This is a genomic window from Bradyrhizobium diazoefficiens (genome assembly GCF_016616235.1).
In the GTDB taxonomy this organism is placed as follows: domain Bacteria; phylum Pseudomonadota; class Alphaproteobacteria; order Rhizobiales; family Xanthobacteraceae; genus Bradyrhizobium; species Bradyrhizobium diazoefficiens_H.
On the sequence record NZ_CP067100.1, the window covers coordinates 2,135,372 to 2,149,266 of the forward strand.

A 13,895-nucleotide genomic window follows, 5' to 3' on the forward strand; every position below is an offset into this window, starting at 1 on the left:
CTTTCTGGTGAGCGGTTTCGCTGAGTGTAGTCACGAACGCGGGGGCGTTGCTACTGGCTATTCCCGGACTATCCTCATGCCGGAACAGCAATGCCGATCAAGCCGGCCGGCGCTGATCGGCGCATCATCGCCACGCTTCGAACGAGGGCCACCATGAACCCAGCTCAGCGCGCGCTCTGGTATATCGAGAGCCATCTCGCCGAGCCGACGACGCTCGACGAGATCGCGGCAATGGCAGGCGTGTCGCGGTTCCACATCGTGCGTGCGTTTGCCGCAGCAACCAGCCTTCCCGTGATGCGCTACGTGCGCGCACGCCGGCTGAGCGAAGCGGCGCGCAGTCTTGCGAACGGCGCGCCGGACATCCTGTCGCTGGCGCTGGAGGCGGATTACGGCTCCCACGAGGCATTCACCCGCGCGTTCCGCGACCAGTTCGGCACCACGCCCGAAGCGGTCCGGGCCGCGTCATCCGTCAATCACCTCAAGCTACAGGAGCCGATCCTCATGGACTCCACCATGCTCGACAGTCTCAAAGCCCCGCGTTTCGAAACCGCAAAAGCCTTCCTGGTCGCCGGCATCGGCGAGCGCATCTCCTGCGACAACGGCGCAGTCATCCCCGGAATGTGGCAGCGCTTCCACCAGGAGGTCGCCGACATTCCGGCGCGCGTCGATAACGTCGCCTATGGCGTCTGCTGCAATGGCGATGATGCCGGCAATTTCGATTACATCGCCGGCGTCGAGGTCGCCGATTTCTCCGACCTGCCGCGCGGCTTCGGTCGCATCCGCATCCCCGAGCAGCGCTATGCGGTGTTCACGCATTCGGACCACGTCGCCTCGGTCCGGCGCACCGTCAACACGATCTGGAATCAATGGCTGCCGGCCTCCGGCCTGAAGGCGGCGGATGCGCCCAACTTCGAGCGCTATGACGAGAAGTTCGATCCGGCGACCGGAAACGGCGGTTTCGAGATTTGGATACCAGTGAAGGAGTAGCGCAAGGCTGGCATACCATTTGGCTTGCTTGGCAAGCGGAAGCGACTTTGTCATAACCGCAGGCAAATCTTGCGTGTGGGGCCCGTGCCGGACATCCCGTGCAAGCCATAACAAGCAGCCGGGAGGGTCTCACATGTCCAACGTTCGCGTTCTCGCCACCGACCTCGAATTTCCCGAAGGGCCGGTGGCGATGCCGGACGGCTCGGTCGTGCTGGTGGAAATCCGCGGCCAGCGCCTGACCCGTGTCTATCCCGACGGCCGCAAGGAGATCGTCGCCAAGGTGCCGGGTGGCCCGAACGGCGCCGCCCTCGGCCCCGACGGCAAGATCTACATCTGCAACAATGGCGGCTTCTCCTGGATCCCGACCCGCAACATGATCATGCCGGGTCCGCAGCCTGACGATTATCTCGGTGGCTCGATTCAGCGCGTCGACCTGCAAACCGGCAAGGTCGAGACCGTCGTCAGCAAATGCGGCGAGCACGATCTGCGCGGGCCGAACGATCTCGTCTTCGACAGGCAGGGCGGCCTGTGGTTCTCCGATCTCGGCAAGCGCCGCGCGCGCGAGATGGACGTCGGCGGCATGTATTATCTCAAACCCGGCATGACCGAGATCGTCGAGGTCGTGCACGGCGTGCTGCCGGCCAACGGCATCGGGCTGTCGCCGGACGAGACCACCGTCTATATCGCGGAGACGCCGACGGGGCGGCTGTGGGCCTATGAGCTCTCCGCGCCCGGCACGCTCAAGCCGCGCGATGCGATCTATCGCGGCGAGCGGGGCAAGCCGATCTGCGGCCTCGGCGGCTATCAGATGTTCGATTCGCTTGCGGTGGAGGCAAACGGCAATGTCTGCGTCGCCACGCTCGTGTCCGGCTGCATCTCGGTGATCGCGCCCGACGGCACCCTGGTGGAGCAGGTCCCGACCGGCGACCGCGTCACCACCAACATCGCCTTCGGCGGCCCCGAGCTGAAGACCGCCTATATCACGCTGTCCGGCAAGGGCGAGCTGATTGCCATGGACTGGCCGCGCGGCGGTTTGCCGTTGAACTTTTTGAATAAGTGAGCCAAGCCGTCATTTTACGCGAGGCGAGGCAACTCCCAGACCCTCACCCTGAGGAGCGCGCATCTGGCGCGCGTCTCGAAGGGCGAGGCCACCAGCCGGGCCTTCATCCTTCGAGACGCGCGTTCCGCGCTCCTCAGGATGAGGATCTGACAGTCCGGCTGGCTCGCCGCACAAATGACGTAAGGAGAGACTTCAATGCCCTGGCCCGATCCCATCACCCTGCGTGGACAGCACGCCCGTCTCGAGCCGCTGTCGCAGCAGCACCACGATGGACTAGTCGAGGCCGTCAAGGACGGCGAGCTCTACACGATCTGGTACACCGCGATCCCGACGCCGGAGAACGTCGCCAAGGAGATCGACCGTCGCCTCGCGCTTCAGGCCGCCGGCTCGATGCTGCCATTCACCGTGTTCGACGCCGCCGGCAAGATCGTCGGCCAGACCACCTACATGAACATCGATGCCGCCAACCGCCGCGTCGAGATCGGCTCGACCTGGTATGCGAAGAGCGCGCAGCGCGGCCCGCTCAACACGCAGGGCAAGCTGCTGCTGCTCACCCACGCCTTCGAGGCGCTGAACTGCATCGCAGTCGAGTTCCGCACGCACTTCTTCAATCACCAGAGCCGCCGCGCCATCGAGCGCTTAGGGGCCAAGCAGGACGGCATCCTGCGCAGCCATCAGGTCGCGCCGAACGGCAGCTTACGCGACACCGTGGTTTACAGCATCACCGCGGCGGAATGGCCGACGGTGAAGGCACACCTGAACTATCAACTCAACGACAAGCCGCGCTAGGGGCGGCCGAGGCACCATGGACAGATTCGATTATGTGATCGTCGGCGCGGGCTCCGCCGGCTGCGTGCTCACCAGCCGGCTCAGCGAAGATCCTAACACCAGCGTCTGCGTGCTCGAGGCCGGGCCGAGCGACTGGCATCCCTACATCCATCTGCCGGCGGGCTTCATCAAGACCTTCCACATGAAGAGCATCAACTGGGCCTATCAGCAGGAGCCCGGGCCCTACACCAACGGGCGCAGCATCTATGCGCCGCGCGGCAAGACGCTCGGCGGCTCGTCCTCGATCAACGGCCATATCTACAACCGCGGCCAGCGCATGGATTTCGACACCTGGGCGCAGATGGGCAATCGCGGCTGGGGCTATGCCGACGTGCTGCCCTATTTCCGGCGGCTGGAGAAGCGGATCGGCGAGGGCGAGGACACCTATCGCGGCCGCGACGGCAACCTCATTGTCACCACCATGAACTGGCGCGATCCGCTCTGCGAGGCCTTCATGGAAGGCGCGGTCTCGCTCGGCATTCCCCGCAACCCCGACTACAACGGCAAGACCCAGGAAGGCGTCTCCTACTGCCAGCGCACCATCAACAACGGCCTGCGCGTCTCCGGCGCGACGGCCTTCCTCAAGCCGGCGATGAAACGGCCCAACGTGCATGTGCACACCCATGCGCACGCGACCGAGATCATTTTTGAAGGCAAGCGCGCGGTGGGTGTGCGCTACATGAAGGGCGGCCGTGGCGGGACGCCGGTGGAAGTGCGGGCCAACAAGGAAGTCATCCTCTCCGGCGGTACCTATAATTCGCCGCAGCTGTTGCAGCTCTCCGGCATCGGCTCGCCCGAGCTGTTGCAGCAGCACGGCATCGCGGTGCGTCACGCGCTCCCGGTCGGCGAAGGCCTCCAGGACCACTACGCTCCGCGCACAGTGGCGCGCGTCAAGGACATCAAAACCATCAACGAGCTCCGCCGCGGCTGGCGACTCTGGGTCGAGGCGATGAAATGGGCCACCGCGCGCCGCGGCCTGCTCTCGTTGTCGCCGACCATGGTCTATTGCTTCTGGCATTCCGGCGAGAGCGCGGAGAGCTCCGACCTCCAGCTCACCTTCACGCCGGCCTCCTACAAGGAAGGCGTGCAGGGCCAGCTCGAGGACGAGCCCGGCATGACGGTCGCCTCCTGGCAGCAGCGCCCGGAGAGCCGCGGCTATGTCCGCATCCGCTCGGCCGATCCGTTCGCGCCGCCGATCATCCAGACCAACTATCTCGCCGCCGAGCTCGACCGCCGCGTCATCGTCGGCGGCATGAAGCTCGCGCGGCGCCTGCTGAAGTCGGCACCGCTGTCGCCCTATTACGCCTACGAGGATTTCCCCGGCCCGAACGTCAACACCGACGACGAATTCCTGCACGCCGCCACCGAGCGCGGCACCACCACCTTCCACCCCGGCTGCACCTGCCGCATGGGCCCGGCGGACTCGACCTGGGCCGTGGTCGACGACCAGCTCCGCGTCCACGGCCTCGAGGGCCTGCGCGTGATCGACGCCTCCGTGATGCCGCGCATGATCTCGGCGAACCTCAATGCCTCCACCATGATGATCGCGGATCGTGCATCGGACCTGATCCGCGGCAAGGCCCCGATGGAAGCCGCGCGGATTCCGGATACAGCGGTGGCGTGAGCAAGGGTGGGCAAAGGCGCGAAGCGCCGTGCCCACCGCCGCTCTGCGGTTGGGCAGAAATGGTGGGCACGCTTTCGCTTTGCCCGCCTTACAAGGCCGGATTCAGTCGCGATCGCGTCCCGTCGGGCAAAACACCGCACCATGCGTCAACCCCTTTCCGTAAAAATATTCCACTTTACCGAAATTCGGAATTGCGGCATACATCGAAACAGCCCGGCCTGACGAAGAGGGGCGGTTCGCGAGTCGTTCGAAACGCGGGCCGGGTTGCGGTGGACGCGGCAGCGTCGGCACGACCGGTAGCGGGCAGGGCGGGTAGTCCCTGTGAGCCCGTAGCCACGTGTGGACGGACGGCGCTGAGCGCGTACGGCAAAACCGTGTGGTCCTGGCCGTCGTTGCTACGGTCAAGCCTGTCGCGGAGGTGTGAGCGAGCCCAACCGGGCAGACTGCATCGTCAATTCGCGGGGTGAGGGAGGCCAAAACGAACTCGGCTCCCGGGAGAGCACGGTATAAGCCGTCCAACCACTGCGCAGGGAAGGCCGTGTGTTCGGCTTCACCTGTATGCCGCTGTGCAGTTTTCTGCGTGTGCTTTCGCACAGCGAACCGTGGGTGCCAGCCGGCACCCGGCCTTCCCTGCGCCCTCTTTCTTCTGAGGGCGATGGAGAGAGCAAAGCTCGGGCGAAATGCGCCGCGAGGATGCGATGGCGTGTCTGCGATTACACACTCACCGTCATCGCCCGGCCTTGACCGGGCGATCCAGGACCCCGAGGCAGTTGTGGTTCAGCCGAGCGGCCGCGGCGTATTGGATTCCCCGCTTTCGCGGGGAATGACGGCGGTGGTTGGGATCTCGGCGGAGCGCTATGACAAGCGAACCCGCGCCTACACTTCCCGTCGGCTCAAGAACGCCAGCCGCTCGAACAGGTGCACGTCCTGCTCGTTCTTGAGCAGCGCGCCGTGCAGCGGCGGGATCAGCTTGCGCGGGTCGCGCTCGCGCAGTTGCTCGACGCTCATGTCCTCGTTGAGCAGCAGCTTGAGCCAGTCCAGAAGCTCGGACGTGGATGGCTTCTTCTTCAGGCCGGGCACTTCGCGCACCTCGAAAAAGATCCGCAGCGCTTCCTCGACCAGGCGCTTCTTGATGCCGGGGAAGTGGACGTCGACGATGCGGCCCATCGTGTCGGCGTCGGGGAATTTGATGTAGTGGAAGAAGCAGCGGCGGAGAAACGCGTCCGGCAGCTCCTTCTCGTTGTTGGAGGTGATCATCATGATCGGGCGCTGCTTGGCCTTGATCGTCTCGCCGGTCTCGTAGACATGGAATTCCATGCGGTCGAGCTCGAGCAGGAGGTCGTTCGGAAATTCGATGTCGGCCTTGTCGATCTCGTCGATCAGGAGCACCGGGCGCTGGTCGCTCGTGAAGGCTTCCCACAGCTTGCCGCGCTTGATGTAGTTCCCGATGTCAGACACGCGCGCGTCGCCGAGCTGGCTGTCGCGCAGACGCGACACCGCATCGTACTCGTAGAGGCCCTGCTGCGCCTTGGTGGTGGACTTGATGTGCCAGGTCAGCAGCGGCGCGTTCAGCGCCTTCGCCACTTCCTCCGCCAGCACCGTCTTGCCGGTGCCGGGCTCGCCCTTGATGAGGAGCGGGCGCTCCAGCACGATCGAGGCATTGACCGCGACCTTGAGATCGTCGGTCGCAACATAGTCCTTGGTGCCGGTAAATTTCATCGTGCGTCCTTGTTGGCCGTCGGCCGAAGCGGTCCTCGGTCGCGACATGGGAACGGCCGCACATGGCGGCCGTTCCTGGTTCGGTCAGGCTTTCAGACCCGTTTTATCAGCGAAAGGATGACGAGCACAATCTCCGCGCCAATCCCGCCTCATGGACAATCGTGTCGCGGCGCCCAGGCATGCGCCCGTCCCCTTGACGCCAGCCACCCGAAAGGCAATCTGTCAGCCATGTTCCTGCAATTCTTCACTTCTCTGCGCGAGGCGCAGGTCCCCGTGACGCTGCGCGAATACCTCACGCTGATGGAGGCGCTCGACGCCGACCTGTCGGACTATTCGGTCGAGAATTTCTACTATCTGTCGCGCACCTCGCTGGTGAAGGACGAGCGCAACCTCGACAAGTTCGACCGCGTCTTCGGCACGGTGTTCAAGGGGCTGGAAAGCCTGCTCGACGCCATGGAGAAGGCGGAGATTCCCGAGGAGTGGCTGAAGAAGCTCGCCGAGAAATATCTCACGGAGGAAGAGAAAAAGCAGATCGAGGCCATGGGCTGGGACAAGCTCATGGAGACCCTCAAGAAGCGCCTCGAGGAACAGAAGGGCCGCCACCAGGGCGGCTCGAAGTGGATCGGCACGGCAGGCACCTCGCCATTCGGCGCCCATGGCTACAATCCCGAAGGCGTCCGCATCGGCCAGGAGAAGAACCGCAACAACCGCGCCGTGAAGGTGTGGGACAAGCGCGAATTCAAAGATCTCGACGGCAATGTCGAACTCGGCATCCGCAACATCAAGGTGGCGCTGCGCCGCCTGCGCAAGTTCGCGCGCACCGGTGCACCGGACGAGCTCGACCTCGACACCACCATCCGCGAGACCGCCAATCACGGCTATCTCGACGTGCACATGCGCCCCGAGCGGCGCAATGCGGTGAAGCTGCTGGTGTTCTTCGACATCGGCGGCTCGATGGATTCGCATATCGAGCAGGTCGAGGAGCTGTTCTCGGCGGCGAAGAGCGAGTTCAAGCACATGGAGTATTTCTACTTCCACAACTGCCTCTATGAGGGCGTGTGGAAGCAGAACAAGCGCCGCTTCACCGACCGCACGCCGACCTGGGACGTGCTGCACAAATATCCGCACGACTACAAGGTCGTGTTCGTCGGCGACGCCTCGATGTCGCCCTACGAGATCATGGTGCCGGGCGGCTCGGTCGAGCATGTCAACGAGGAGCCCGGCTCGGTCTGGCTCGACCGCATCATCCGCACTTATCCGCATACGGTGTGGCTCAATCCGGTCGCGCAGAAGCACTGGGACTATTCGGAATCGACCACCATCATCAAACGCATCTTTGCAAACCGCATGTACCCGATCACAATCGAGGGGCTGGAAGGTGCGATGAAGGAATTGACGCATTAGCTTCCCGTCATTCCGGGGCTCGCGAAGCGAGAACCCGGAATCCATCGGGCCGCAGCGCATGGAGATGAATGGATTCCGGGCCGGCGCTGCGCGCCCCGGAATGACAACGGGAAGAAGGGAGAACCACATGCCCCAGACCATCACCCGCGGCATCAAGGCGCTGATCGACGAGGCCAATGCCGAGATCGAGACGCTCAACGCCAAGGACGCCATTGAGATCTCGAAGAACGGCGACGTCGTCATCGTCGACATCCGCGATCCCCGCGAGATCGAGCGCGACGGCCGCATCCCCGGTGCGTTCGCCTGCACCCGCGGCATGCTGGAATTCTGGATCGATCCGCAGAGCCCCTACGCCAAGCCGGTGTTCCAGGAGGACAAGAAGTTCGTCTTCCACTGCGCCGGCGGCCTGCGCTCCGCGCTCGCGGCCAAGACCGCACAAGACATGGGCTTAAAACCCGTCGCCCACATCGCCGGCGGCTACGCCGCCTGGCGCGATGCCGGCGGCCCGACGGAAGCGTGGGAGCCGAAGAAGAAGGGGTGAGAAGTGCTGCGCTGTCGCGCCATTCTCCGCTGTCATTCCCCGCGAAAGCGGGGAATCCAGTACGCCGCGGCCGATCGGTCTAATCACAACTGCCTCGGCGTACTGGATCGCCCGGTCAAGCCGGGCGATGACAGCGGAGTGTGATGCGCAGCTTCAGCCTCGCTTGCACCGCGGGGCCTCCGGAATGACTGCAAGGAAAGCCAATGACCACCGCCACCGACCCCCTCGTCTCCACCGAATGGCTCGCCGCCCACATGGGCGATCCCAACGTCAAGATCCTCGACGCCAGCTTCAAGCTGCCGGGCGTGCTGCCGCTGCCGAAGGACGACTACCTCGTCGCGCATCTGCCGGGCGCCGTGTTCTTCGATGTCGATGCGGTGTCGGATCATTCCAATCCGCTGCCGCACATGTATCCGAGCGCCGAGCAGTTCGGCCGCGACATCGGCAATCTCGGCATCTCCAACGCCGACACCGTCGTGCTCTACGACGCCGGCGGCTGGGTCGCCGCGCCCCGCGCCTGGTGGATGTTCCTGGCCTTCGGCCATGGCAATGTGCGCATCCTCAATGGCGGCCTGAAGAAGTGGCGCGCTGAAGGACGCCCCGTCGAGAGCGGCGAGGTGAAGCCAAAGCCCGCGAGCTTCAAAGCGAGCTACGATCCGAAGCGCGTGCGCAGCATGCAGCAGCTGATCGCCAACATCGAAAGCCGCGCCGAGCAGGTGATCGACGCCCGCGCCGCCGACCGTTTCGAGGGCCGCGCGCCGGAGCCGCGTCCGGGCATCCGCTCCGGCCACATTCCCGGCGCGCGCAACGTGCCCTACAATCTCCTGTTCGATGCCGCGACCGGCGAGATGAAGCCGCTCGAGGAACTGCGCGCCGCCTTCACGAGCGCCGGCGTCAAGCTCGATGCGCCGATCGTGACAAGTTGCGGCTCCGGCGTCTCTGCCGGCGTGCTGACGCTCGCGCTCTATCGCCTCGGCGTCACCGATACCGCGCTCTACGACGGCTCGTGGTCGGAATGGGGCCAGGAAAAAGGCCCGCCAATCGCGACCGGGCCGGCGTGAAGGGTGCGACCGTCGCCACGGCGGCGGTTCACTCCCTCGCCCCGCTCTTGCGGGGAGAGGTGAAGTAAGATCACCGCGTGCGTGCAGTCGTTGTCGCGAAAGTCTGCTGCTGCCCGAACGGGTCGAGGCTCTGCTGCAGTTGCTGAGGCGGCTGACGTCGCACCACGCGATGTCGCTTTTTCGGCTTCGCCTTGCGCTTGGTCGCCTTGCTGTCCGGCGCGGCGCTGTCGGATTTGGCTTTGGCGGGCGGGGCCTTTGCGGCGGGGGCCGCCGGATCGTTCAGTGCGGCAAGCCTGGTCGTCGCAACGTCGAGCGCCGCGGCGGCCATGGCGACGCCGGGATCAGCGGCTGCGCCGGCATCATCCGGCGTCGGCGCGCTGGTGGTCGCGACAATTGCGGGTCCGGCCTCGGGGATCGAGGCCGTGGTGTCGGCGGGGGTGAGCGTGTCGGCTGGCGCTGCTGCGGGATCCGTCGGTGTCTCGATCTTGGTTTCGGCCGCGGTCTCCGCCCTGGCCGGTTCGGCCGACGCGGCGTCAGCCGGCGGAGCGATGACCTGTGGCTGCGCGTCGGTCCCGGTCGTGAGCGCGGCCATCTGCTCGGGGCCGGTTTCCGGCAATCCGATGGTCGGCACCTGGTCACGCAGCGACGGCGTGGGCTCGACCGCCGCCTCCGGTTCGGCGCGGAGCACCGCGAGCACCGGCTGGGCCGGCTCGGAGGCTTGCGCGAACACCTGCTCCTGCGGGCCATTCCGCCAGGACGGGTTGCTGACATACTGCTCATGGGTCGCGCGCAACAGCGCGGCGGCGCCCAGGCCGAACACCAGGATGGAGGTTGACAGCAGGATCGCGGCAAGCAGGAAGCGAAAGCCGGGAAGCATCGGACGGGTTGCGAATTTCCGCCCCGGTGGCGGTGCCGGGGCCCATGAGCCATCTGAACGCGGTGACGGTACTGAGTGCCGCGTTCGCCACGCAGGGATCGGAGCTCAAAGCGGTGGCGAATCAGGCTGATTCGACCATATCGCAACGTCTCCGCGCCGTTCCCTTAAATTCCGGGCCGCAGAGTCCGGCAATCTGCGGCGCAATGCGATTTCCGCCCCGTGATGCAACGGGGCAACGGTAGTCTTGCGGATCACAAATCGGCAAATCCGGCGCAATTGAGCCTCAGATGTCTTGAATGTGCCGCGATCTTCCGTCATCTGGCCGTAACGGTCCGGTCAGGGCTTGGGGACTATACAAGAGCGATGATGATCAAACATTTTCTGACGATATGCGCTGCCGCAACAGTCGCTGCGGCGGGAACCTCGCTCGTGCAGGCTCAGAGCTATCCGGTCCAGCAGGCGCCGAGCTACGGCGCTCCGGCCGAATATCGGCCCGGCGACCGCACCCCGAATTTCGACGCGCTGGACGATGACGACGACGCGATGCCGCAGGCCGCGCTGCCGCCGCCCGGCCCAGGCGGTCCGATCACCTCGCCGGATGATCCGCGCTATGGCCGCCCGGCTGGCTCCCCGCCGGTCTATTCGGCCGCCCCGCCGCAGGGCCCGGTGATGTCGCCGGATGATCCCCGTTACGGCCGTCCGGCTGGCGCGCCGGTCTATTCGGCTGCCCCGCCGCCACAGGGTCCGGTGATGTCGCCCGACGATCCCCGCTATGGCAGGCCCGCGGGCGCGCCGCCGGTGATCTATGCCGACCGTCCGGCCCAGGCGCCCGCCAATGACGGCCTGCGTCCGCCGGAGGCCGTCGATGGCCGGGCCGCGACCGGAACGGTCCAGGCTGGCCAGCCGCCCGTCGGCGCCGACGGCCGGCCAATGACGATCGCTTCGCTGCCGCCCGAGGAGCAACCCGATGCAGCTCCGGCGCAGCTGCCGCCGAACCTGCGCCGCCAGGAAGTCGCGTTCCAGACCAAGGAGCCCGCCGGCACGCTCGTGGTCGATACGCCCAACACCTACCTCTATTACGTGCTCGGCAATGGCCGCGCGATCCGCTACGGCGTCCGCGTCGGCCGCGACGGGTTCACCTGGACCGGCGTGCAGAAGATCACCCGCAAGGCCGAGTGGCCGGATTGGCATCCGCCGACCGAGATGATCGAGCGCCAGCCCTATCTGCCGCGCTTCATGGCCGGCGGTCCCGGCAATCCGCTCGGCGCCCGCGCGATGTATCTCGGCTCGACCGTCTACCGCATCCACGGCACCAACCAGCCTTCGACGATCGGCAAGTTCGTCTCCTCCGGCTGTATCGGCATGCTGAACGAGGACGTCTCCGACCTGTTCGACCGCGTCAAGGTCGGCACTCGCGTGGTGGTGCTGCCCGGTGGCCCGCCGCCGGGGACGGCGACCGCGTCCGCAGCGCCTGCGCCGGCTCCGATGTCTGCCCAGGCCGGCCCGGCCCCGGGCACGCAGCCGACGGTGGTGCCGCCGCTGCCCGCGCCGGTGACTGTGCGCTAACTGGCTTCGTCAGAGCTGATTAAACGAGCGGCGCGTGTGCCTCGGCCACGCGCCGCTTTCGTTTGATGCCTGCCCGTCCGCCTCGCCTGGCATTCGCCCGTTGAATCCTCACGCACGTCGCCTACCTGCCGAGGAGGTTGCAACGAATTCGAGGAGCACGTGATGCGAATCTTTGTTGCGGGCGCGACCGGTGCGGTCGGGCAATATCTTGTTCCGGCGCTGGTCGCGGCCGGGCATTCAGTGGTTGGCACGACGCGGAGTGCGGCCAAAGCAGACGTCCTGCGTCGATTGGGTGCGGAGCCGGCCATCGCCGACGGTCTCGACGCCGGCAGCATGGGCGCTGCGGTCTCTGCGGCAAAGCCGGACGTGGTCGTCCACCAGATGACGGATCTCGCGGCCGCTACCGATCTCCGCCATTTCGATCGCGCTTTCGCGCGAACCAACGAGCTTCGCACGCGAGGAACCGACATTCTGCTCGCCGCCGCACGCGAGGCCGGTGCCAGGCGCTTCATCGCGCAAAGCTTCTGCGGCTGGACCTTCAGCCGCACCGGAGGGACGGTGAAGACCGAGACCGATGAACTCGATCCACACCCGCCGCAGGAGCTGCGACGCACGCTCGAGGCAATCGGATATCTGGAGCGGAGCGTCACCGCATCGACCACGCCGGAAGGGATCGTGCTGCGCTATGGATTCTTCTACGGGCCCGACACCGGCACGCTGTCGCCGGCCATGATGGACCAGCTACGCCACCGCCGTGTGCCGGTGATCGGCGGGGGCGCCGGGACGTGGTCGTTCATCCACACCGAGGATGCTGCGGCTGCGACGCTTGCCGCGATCGAGCGCGGGCGCGCCGGCAATGTCTACAACATTGTCGACGATCATCCGGCACAGGTGAAGGATTGGTTGCCTGCGCTCGCCGAACTGATCGGTGCCAAGCCGCCACTCCACATTCCCACCTGGCTCGGGCGCCTGCTCGCGGGCGAGCACATGGTGGCGATGATGACTGAGGTGCGCGGGGCGTCGAATGCCAAGGCGAGACGCGAACTCGGCTGGAAACCGGCGAAGCCGTCGTGGCGCGAGGGATTTGCCGAACTCGCGCCGGCCTCGGCAGCGCAGCGCTCCGCGGCGTGAGGCGCCTGCCTTAGGCCAGCTTGCGCGGCAGTTCGCTTCCCCTGGTCCAGGCGTCGATCGCCTCGACCATCTGGCCGTAATGGATACGCAACCCGTCCTCGGTCGCGTAGCCGAGATGCGGCGTCAGCACGAGGTTGTCGAGCTTGCGGAACGGATGCTCGACCGGCAGCGGCTCGACCGAGAACACATCCAGGCCAGCGCCCGCGATCTTGCGCTGCTGCAAGGCCTCGAGCAGCGCCTGCTCGTCCACGATCGGTCCCCGCGCGGTGTTGACGAGGAAGGACGTCGGCTTCATCCGTGCGAGATCGTTGCGGCCGACGAGGCCGCGCGAGCGTTCGCTCAGCACCACATGGATGGTAACGATGTCGGCCTTGGCGAACAGCTCCTCCTTGGTGGCGTAGCCGACGCCGACCGCCGCGCACTTCTCCGCCGTGAGGTTCGGGCTCCAGGCGATCACGTTCATGCCGAACGCCTTCGCGATGCCCGCCATCTTGCTGCCGAGCTTGCCGAGCCCGACGATGCCGAGCGTCATCCCTTCGATCTCGACGCCGGCAAAGGTCTGCCAGGGCTCGCCCGCATGCATTCGTGCATTCTCGCGGCCGATGCCGCGGGTCAGCTCCAGGATCAGGCCCATGGCGAGGGGCGCGGTGGGATCGCGCGAATATTGCGTGCCGCCGATGGCAACCCCGCGCGCCTTCGCGGCCTCCAGGTCGATCGCCGCGTTGCGCATGCCTGATGTCAGCAGCAGCTTCAGCTTCGGCAGGCTATCGAACAGGCTTTTGGGGAACGCGGTGCGCTCGCGCATCGCGCAGATGATCTCGAAGTCGGCAAGCGCGCTCGCCGCCGCCTGCTCCGAGGCGAAGGGATGGCTGAACACGGTGACGTCGATGCGGTCGGACAGTTTCGGCCAGTCGGCAACGTCGAGAGCAAGGTTGAAATAGTCGTCGAGAATTGCACAGCGCAGCCGGCTCATCAGCGTTCATCCATGACGAGAGGGGACGGCGCTGGGCGATGGGCGCCGTCGTCGGAACGCGGCCATGGTTGCGCGCAATCAGCCTCGCGCGCAAGCGCCTCGGGTCCTCAAAAATCCGATAGCG

At 65.9% G+C, this 13,895-nt stretch carries 12 protein-coding genes; 9 read left to right on the forward strand and 3 right to left on the reverse strand.

The window, feature by feature from the left end:
- Positions 1-153: 153 nt before the first annotated feature.
- From JJB99_RS10070 to JJB99_RS10085, 4 genes are all read left to right on the forward strand, one after another.
- A complete protein-coding gene (locus JJB99_RS10070) occupies positions 154-987 on the forward strand; it encodes an AraC family transcriptional regulator (protein WP_200498614.1) in 834 nt (277 codons plus the stop codon).
- A gap of 133 nt (positions 988-1,120) precedes the next feature.
- On the forward strand, positions 1,121-2,047 hold the full coding sequence (locus tag JJB99_RS10075) for an SMP-30/gluconolactonase/LRE family protein (protein ID WP_200498615.1): 927 nt from the start codon (positions 1,121-1,123) through the stop codon (positions 2,045-2,047).
- 195 nt (positions 2,048-2,242) lie between these two features.
- A complete protein-coding gene (locus tag JJB99_RS10080; protein WP_200498616.1) occupies positions 2,243-2,836 on the forward strand; it encodes a GNAT family N-acetyltransferase in 594 nt (197 codons plus the stop codon).
- A gap of 16 nt (positions 2,837-2,852) precedes the next feature.
- Positions 2,853-4,499, forward strand: a complete 1,647-nt coding sequence (locus JJB99_RS10085) for a GMC family oxidoreductase (RefSeq protein WP_200498617.1) — start codon at positions 2,853-2,855, stop codon at positions 4,497-4,499.
- A gap of 876 nt (positions 4,500-5,375) precedes the next feature.
- Here JJB99_RS10085 and JJB99_RS10090 read toward each other — a convergent pair.
- Positions 5,376-6,218: an AAA family ATPase gene (locus JJB99_RS10090; RefSeq protein WP_200498618.1), complete on the reverse strand. Its 843-nt coding sequence runs from the start codon at positions 6,216-6,218 to the stop codon at positions 5,376-5,378.
- Positions 6,219-6,446: 228 nt separating this feature from the next.
- On the opposite strand from JJB99_RS10090, the gene JJB99_RS10095 reads away from it, so the two are divergent.
- From JJB99_RS10095 to sseA, 3 genes are all read left to right on the forward strand, one after another.
- A complete protein-coding gene (locus JJB99_RS10095) occupies positions 6,447-7,622 on the forward strand; it encodes a vWA domain-containing protein (RefSeq protein WP_200498619.1) in 1,176 nt (391 codons plus the stop codon).
- A 127-nt stretch (positions 7,623-7,749) separates the two neighbouring features.
- Positions 7,750-8,163, forward strand: coding sequence for a rhodanese-like domain-containing protein (locus JJB99_RS10100; protein ID WP_008140276.1), 414 nt, complete (start codon positions 7,750-7,752; stop codon positions 8,161-8,163).
- Positions 8,164-8,366: 203 nt separating this feature from the next.
- Positions 8,367-9,224, forward strand: a complete 858-nt coding sequence (gene sseA / locus JJB99_RS10105; RefSeq protein ID WP_200498620.1) for a 3-mercaptopyruvate sulfurtransferase — start codon at positions 8,367-8,369, stop codon at positions 9,222-9,224.
- A gap of 70 nt (positions 9,225-9,294) precedes the next feature.
- Here the strand turns inward: sseA and JJB99_RS10110 are convergent, their stop codons facing one another.
- Positions 9,295-10,101 carry a hypothetical protein gene (locus tag JJB99_RS10110; RefSeq protein ID WP_200498621.1) on the reverse strand — a complete coding sequence of 269 codons (807 nt, stop codon included), beginning with the start codon at positions 10,099-10,101 and terminating at the stop codon, positions 9,295-9,297.
- 366 nt (positions 10,102-10,467) lie between these two features.
- Between JJB99_RS10110 and JJB99_RS10115 the strand changes: the two genes are divergently transcribed.
- Positions 10,468-11,667, forward strand: coding sequence for a L,D-transpeptidase family protein (locus JJB99_RS10115; RefSeq protein WP_200498622.1), 1,200 nt, complete (start codon positions 10,468-10,470; stop codon positions 11,665-11,667).
- A 162-nt stretch (positions 11,668-11,829) separates the two neighbouring features.
- Complete coding sequence (locus JJB99_RS10120) at positions 11,830-12,798, forward strand: NAD-dependent epimerase/dehydratase family protein (RefSeq protein WP_200498623.1); 969 nt, start codon at positions 11,830-11,832, stop codon at positions 12,796-12,798.
- A 10-nt stretch (positions 12,799-12,808) separates the two neighbouring features.
- Here JJB99_RS10120 and JJB99_RS10125 read toward each other — a convergent pair whose 3' ends face one another.
- Complete coding sequence (locus JJB99_RS10125; protein WP_200498624.1) at positions 12,809-13,771, reverse strand: D-2-hydroxyacid dehydrogenase family protein; 963 nt, start codon at positions 13,769-13,771, stop codon at positions 12,809-12,811.
- Between the last annotated feature and the right edge of the window lie 124 nt (positions 13,772-13,895).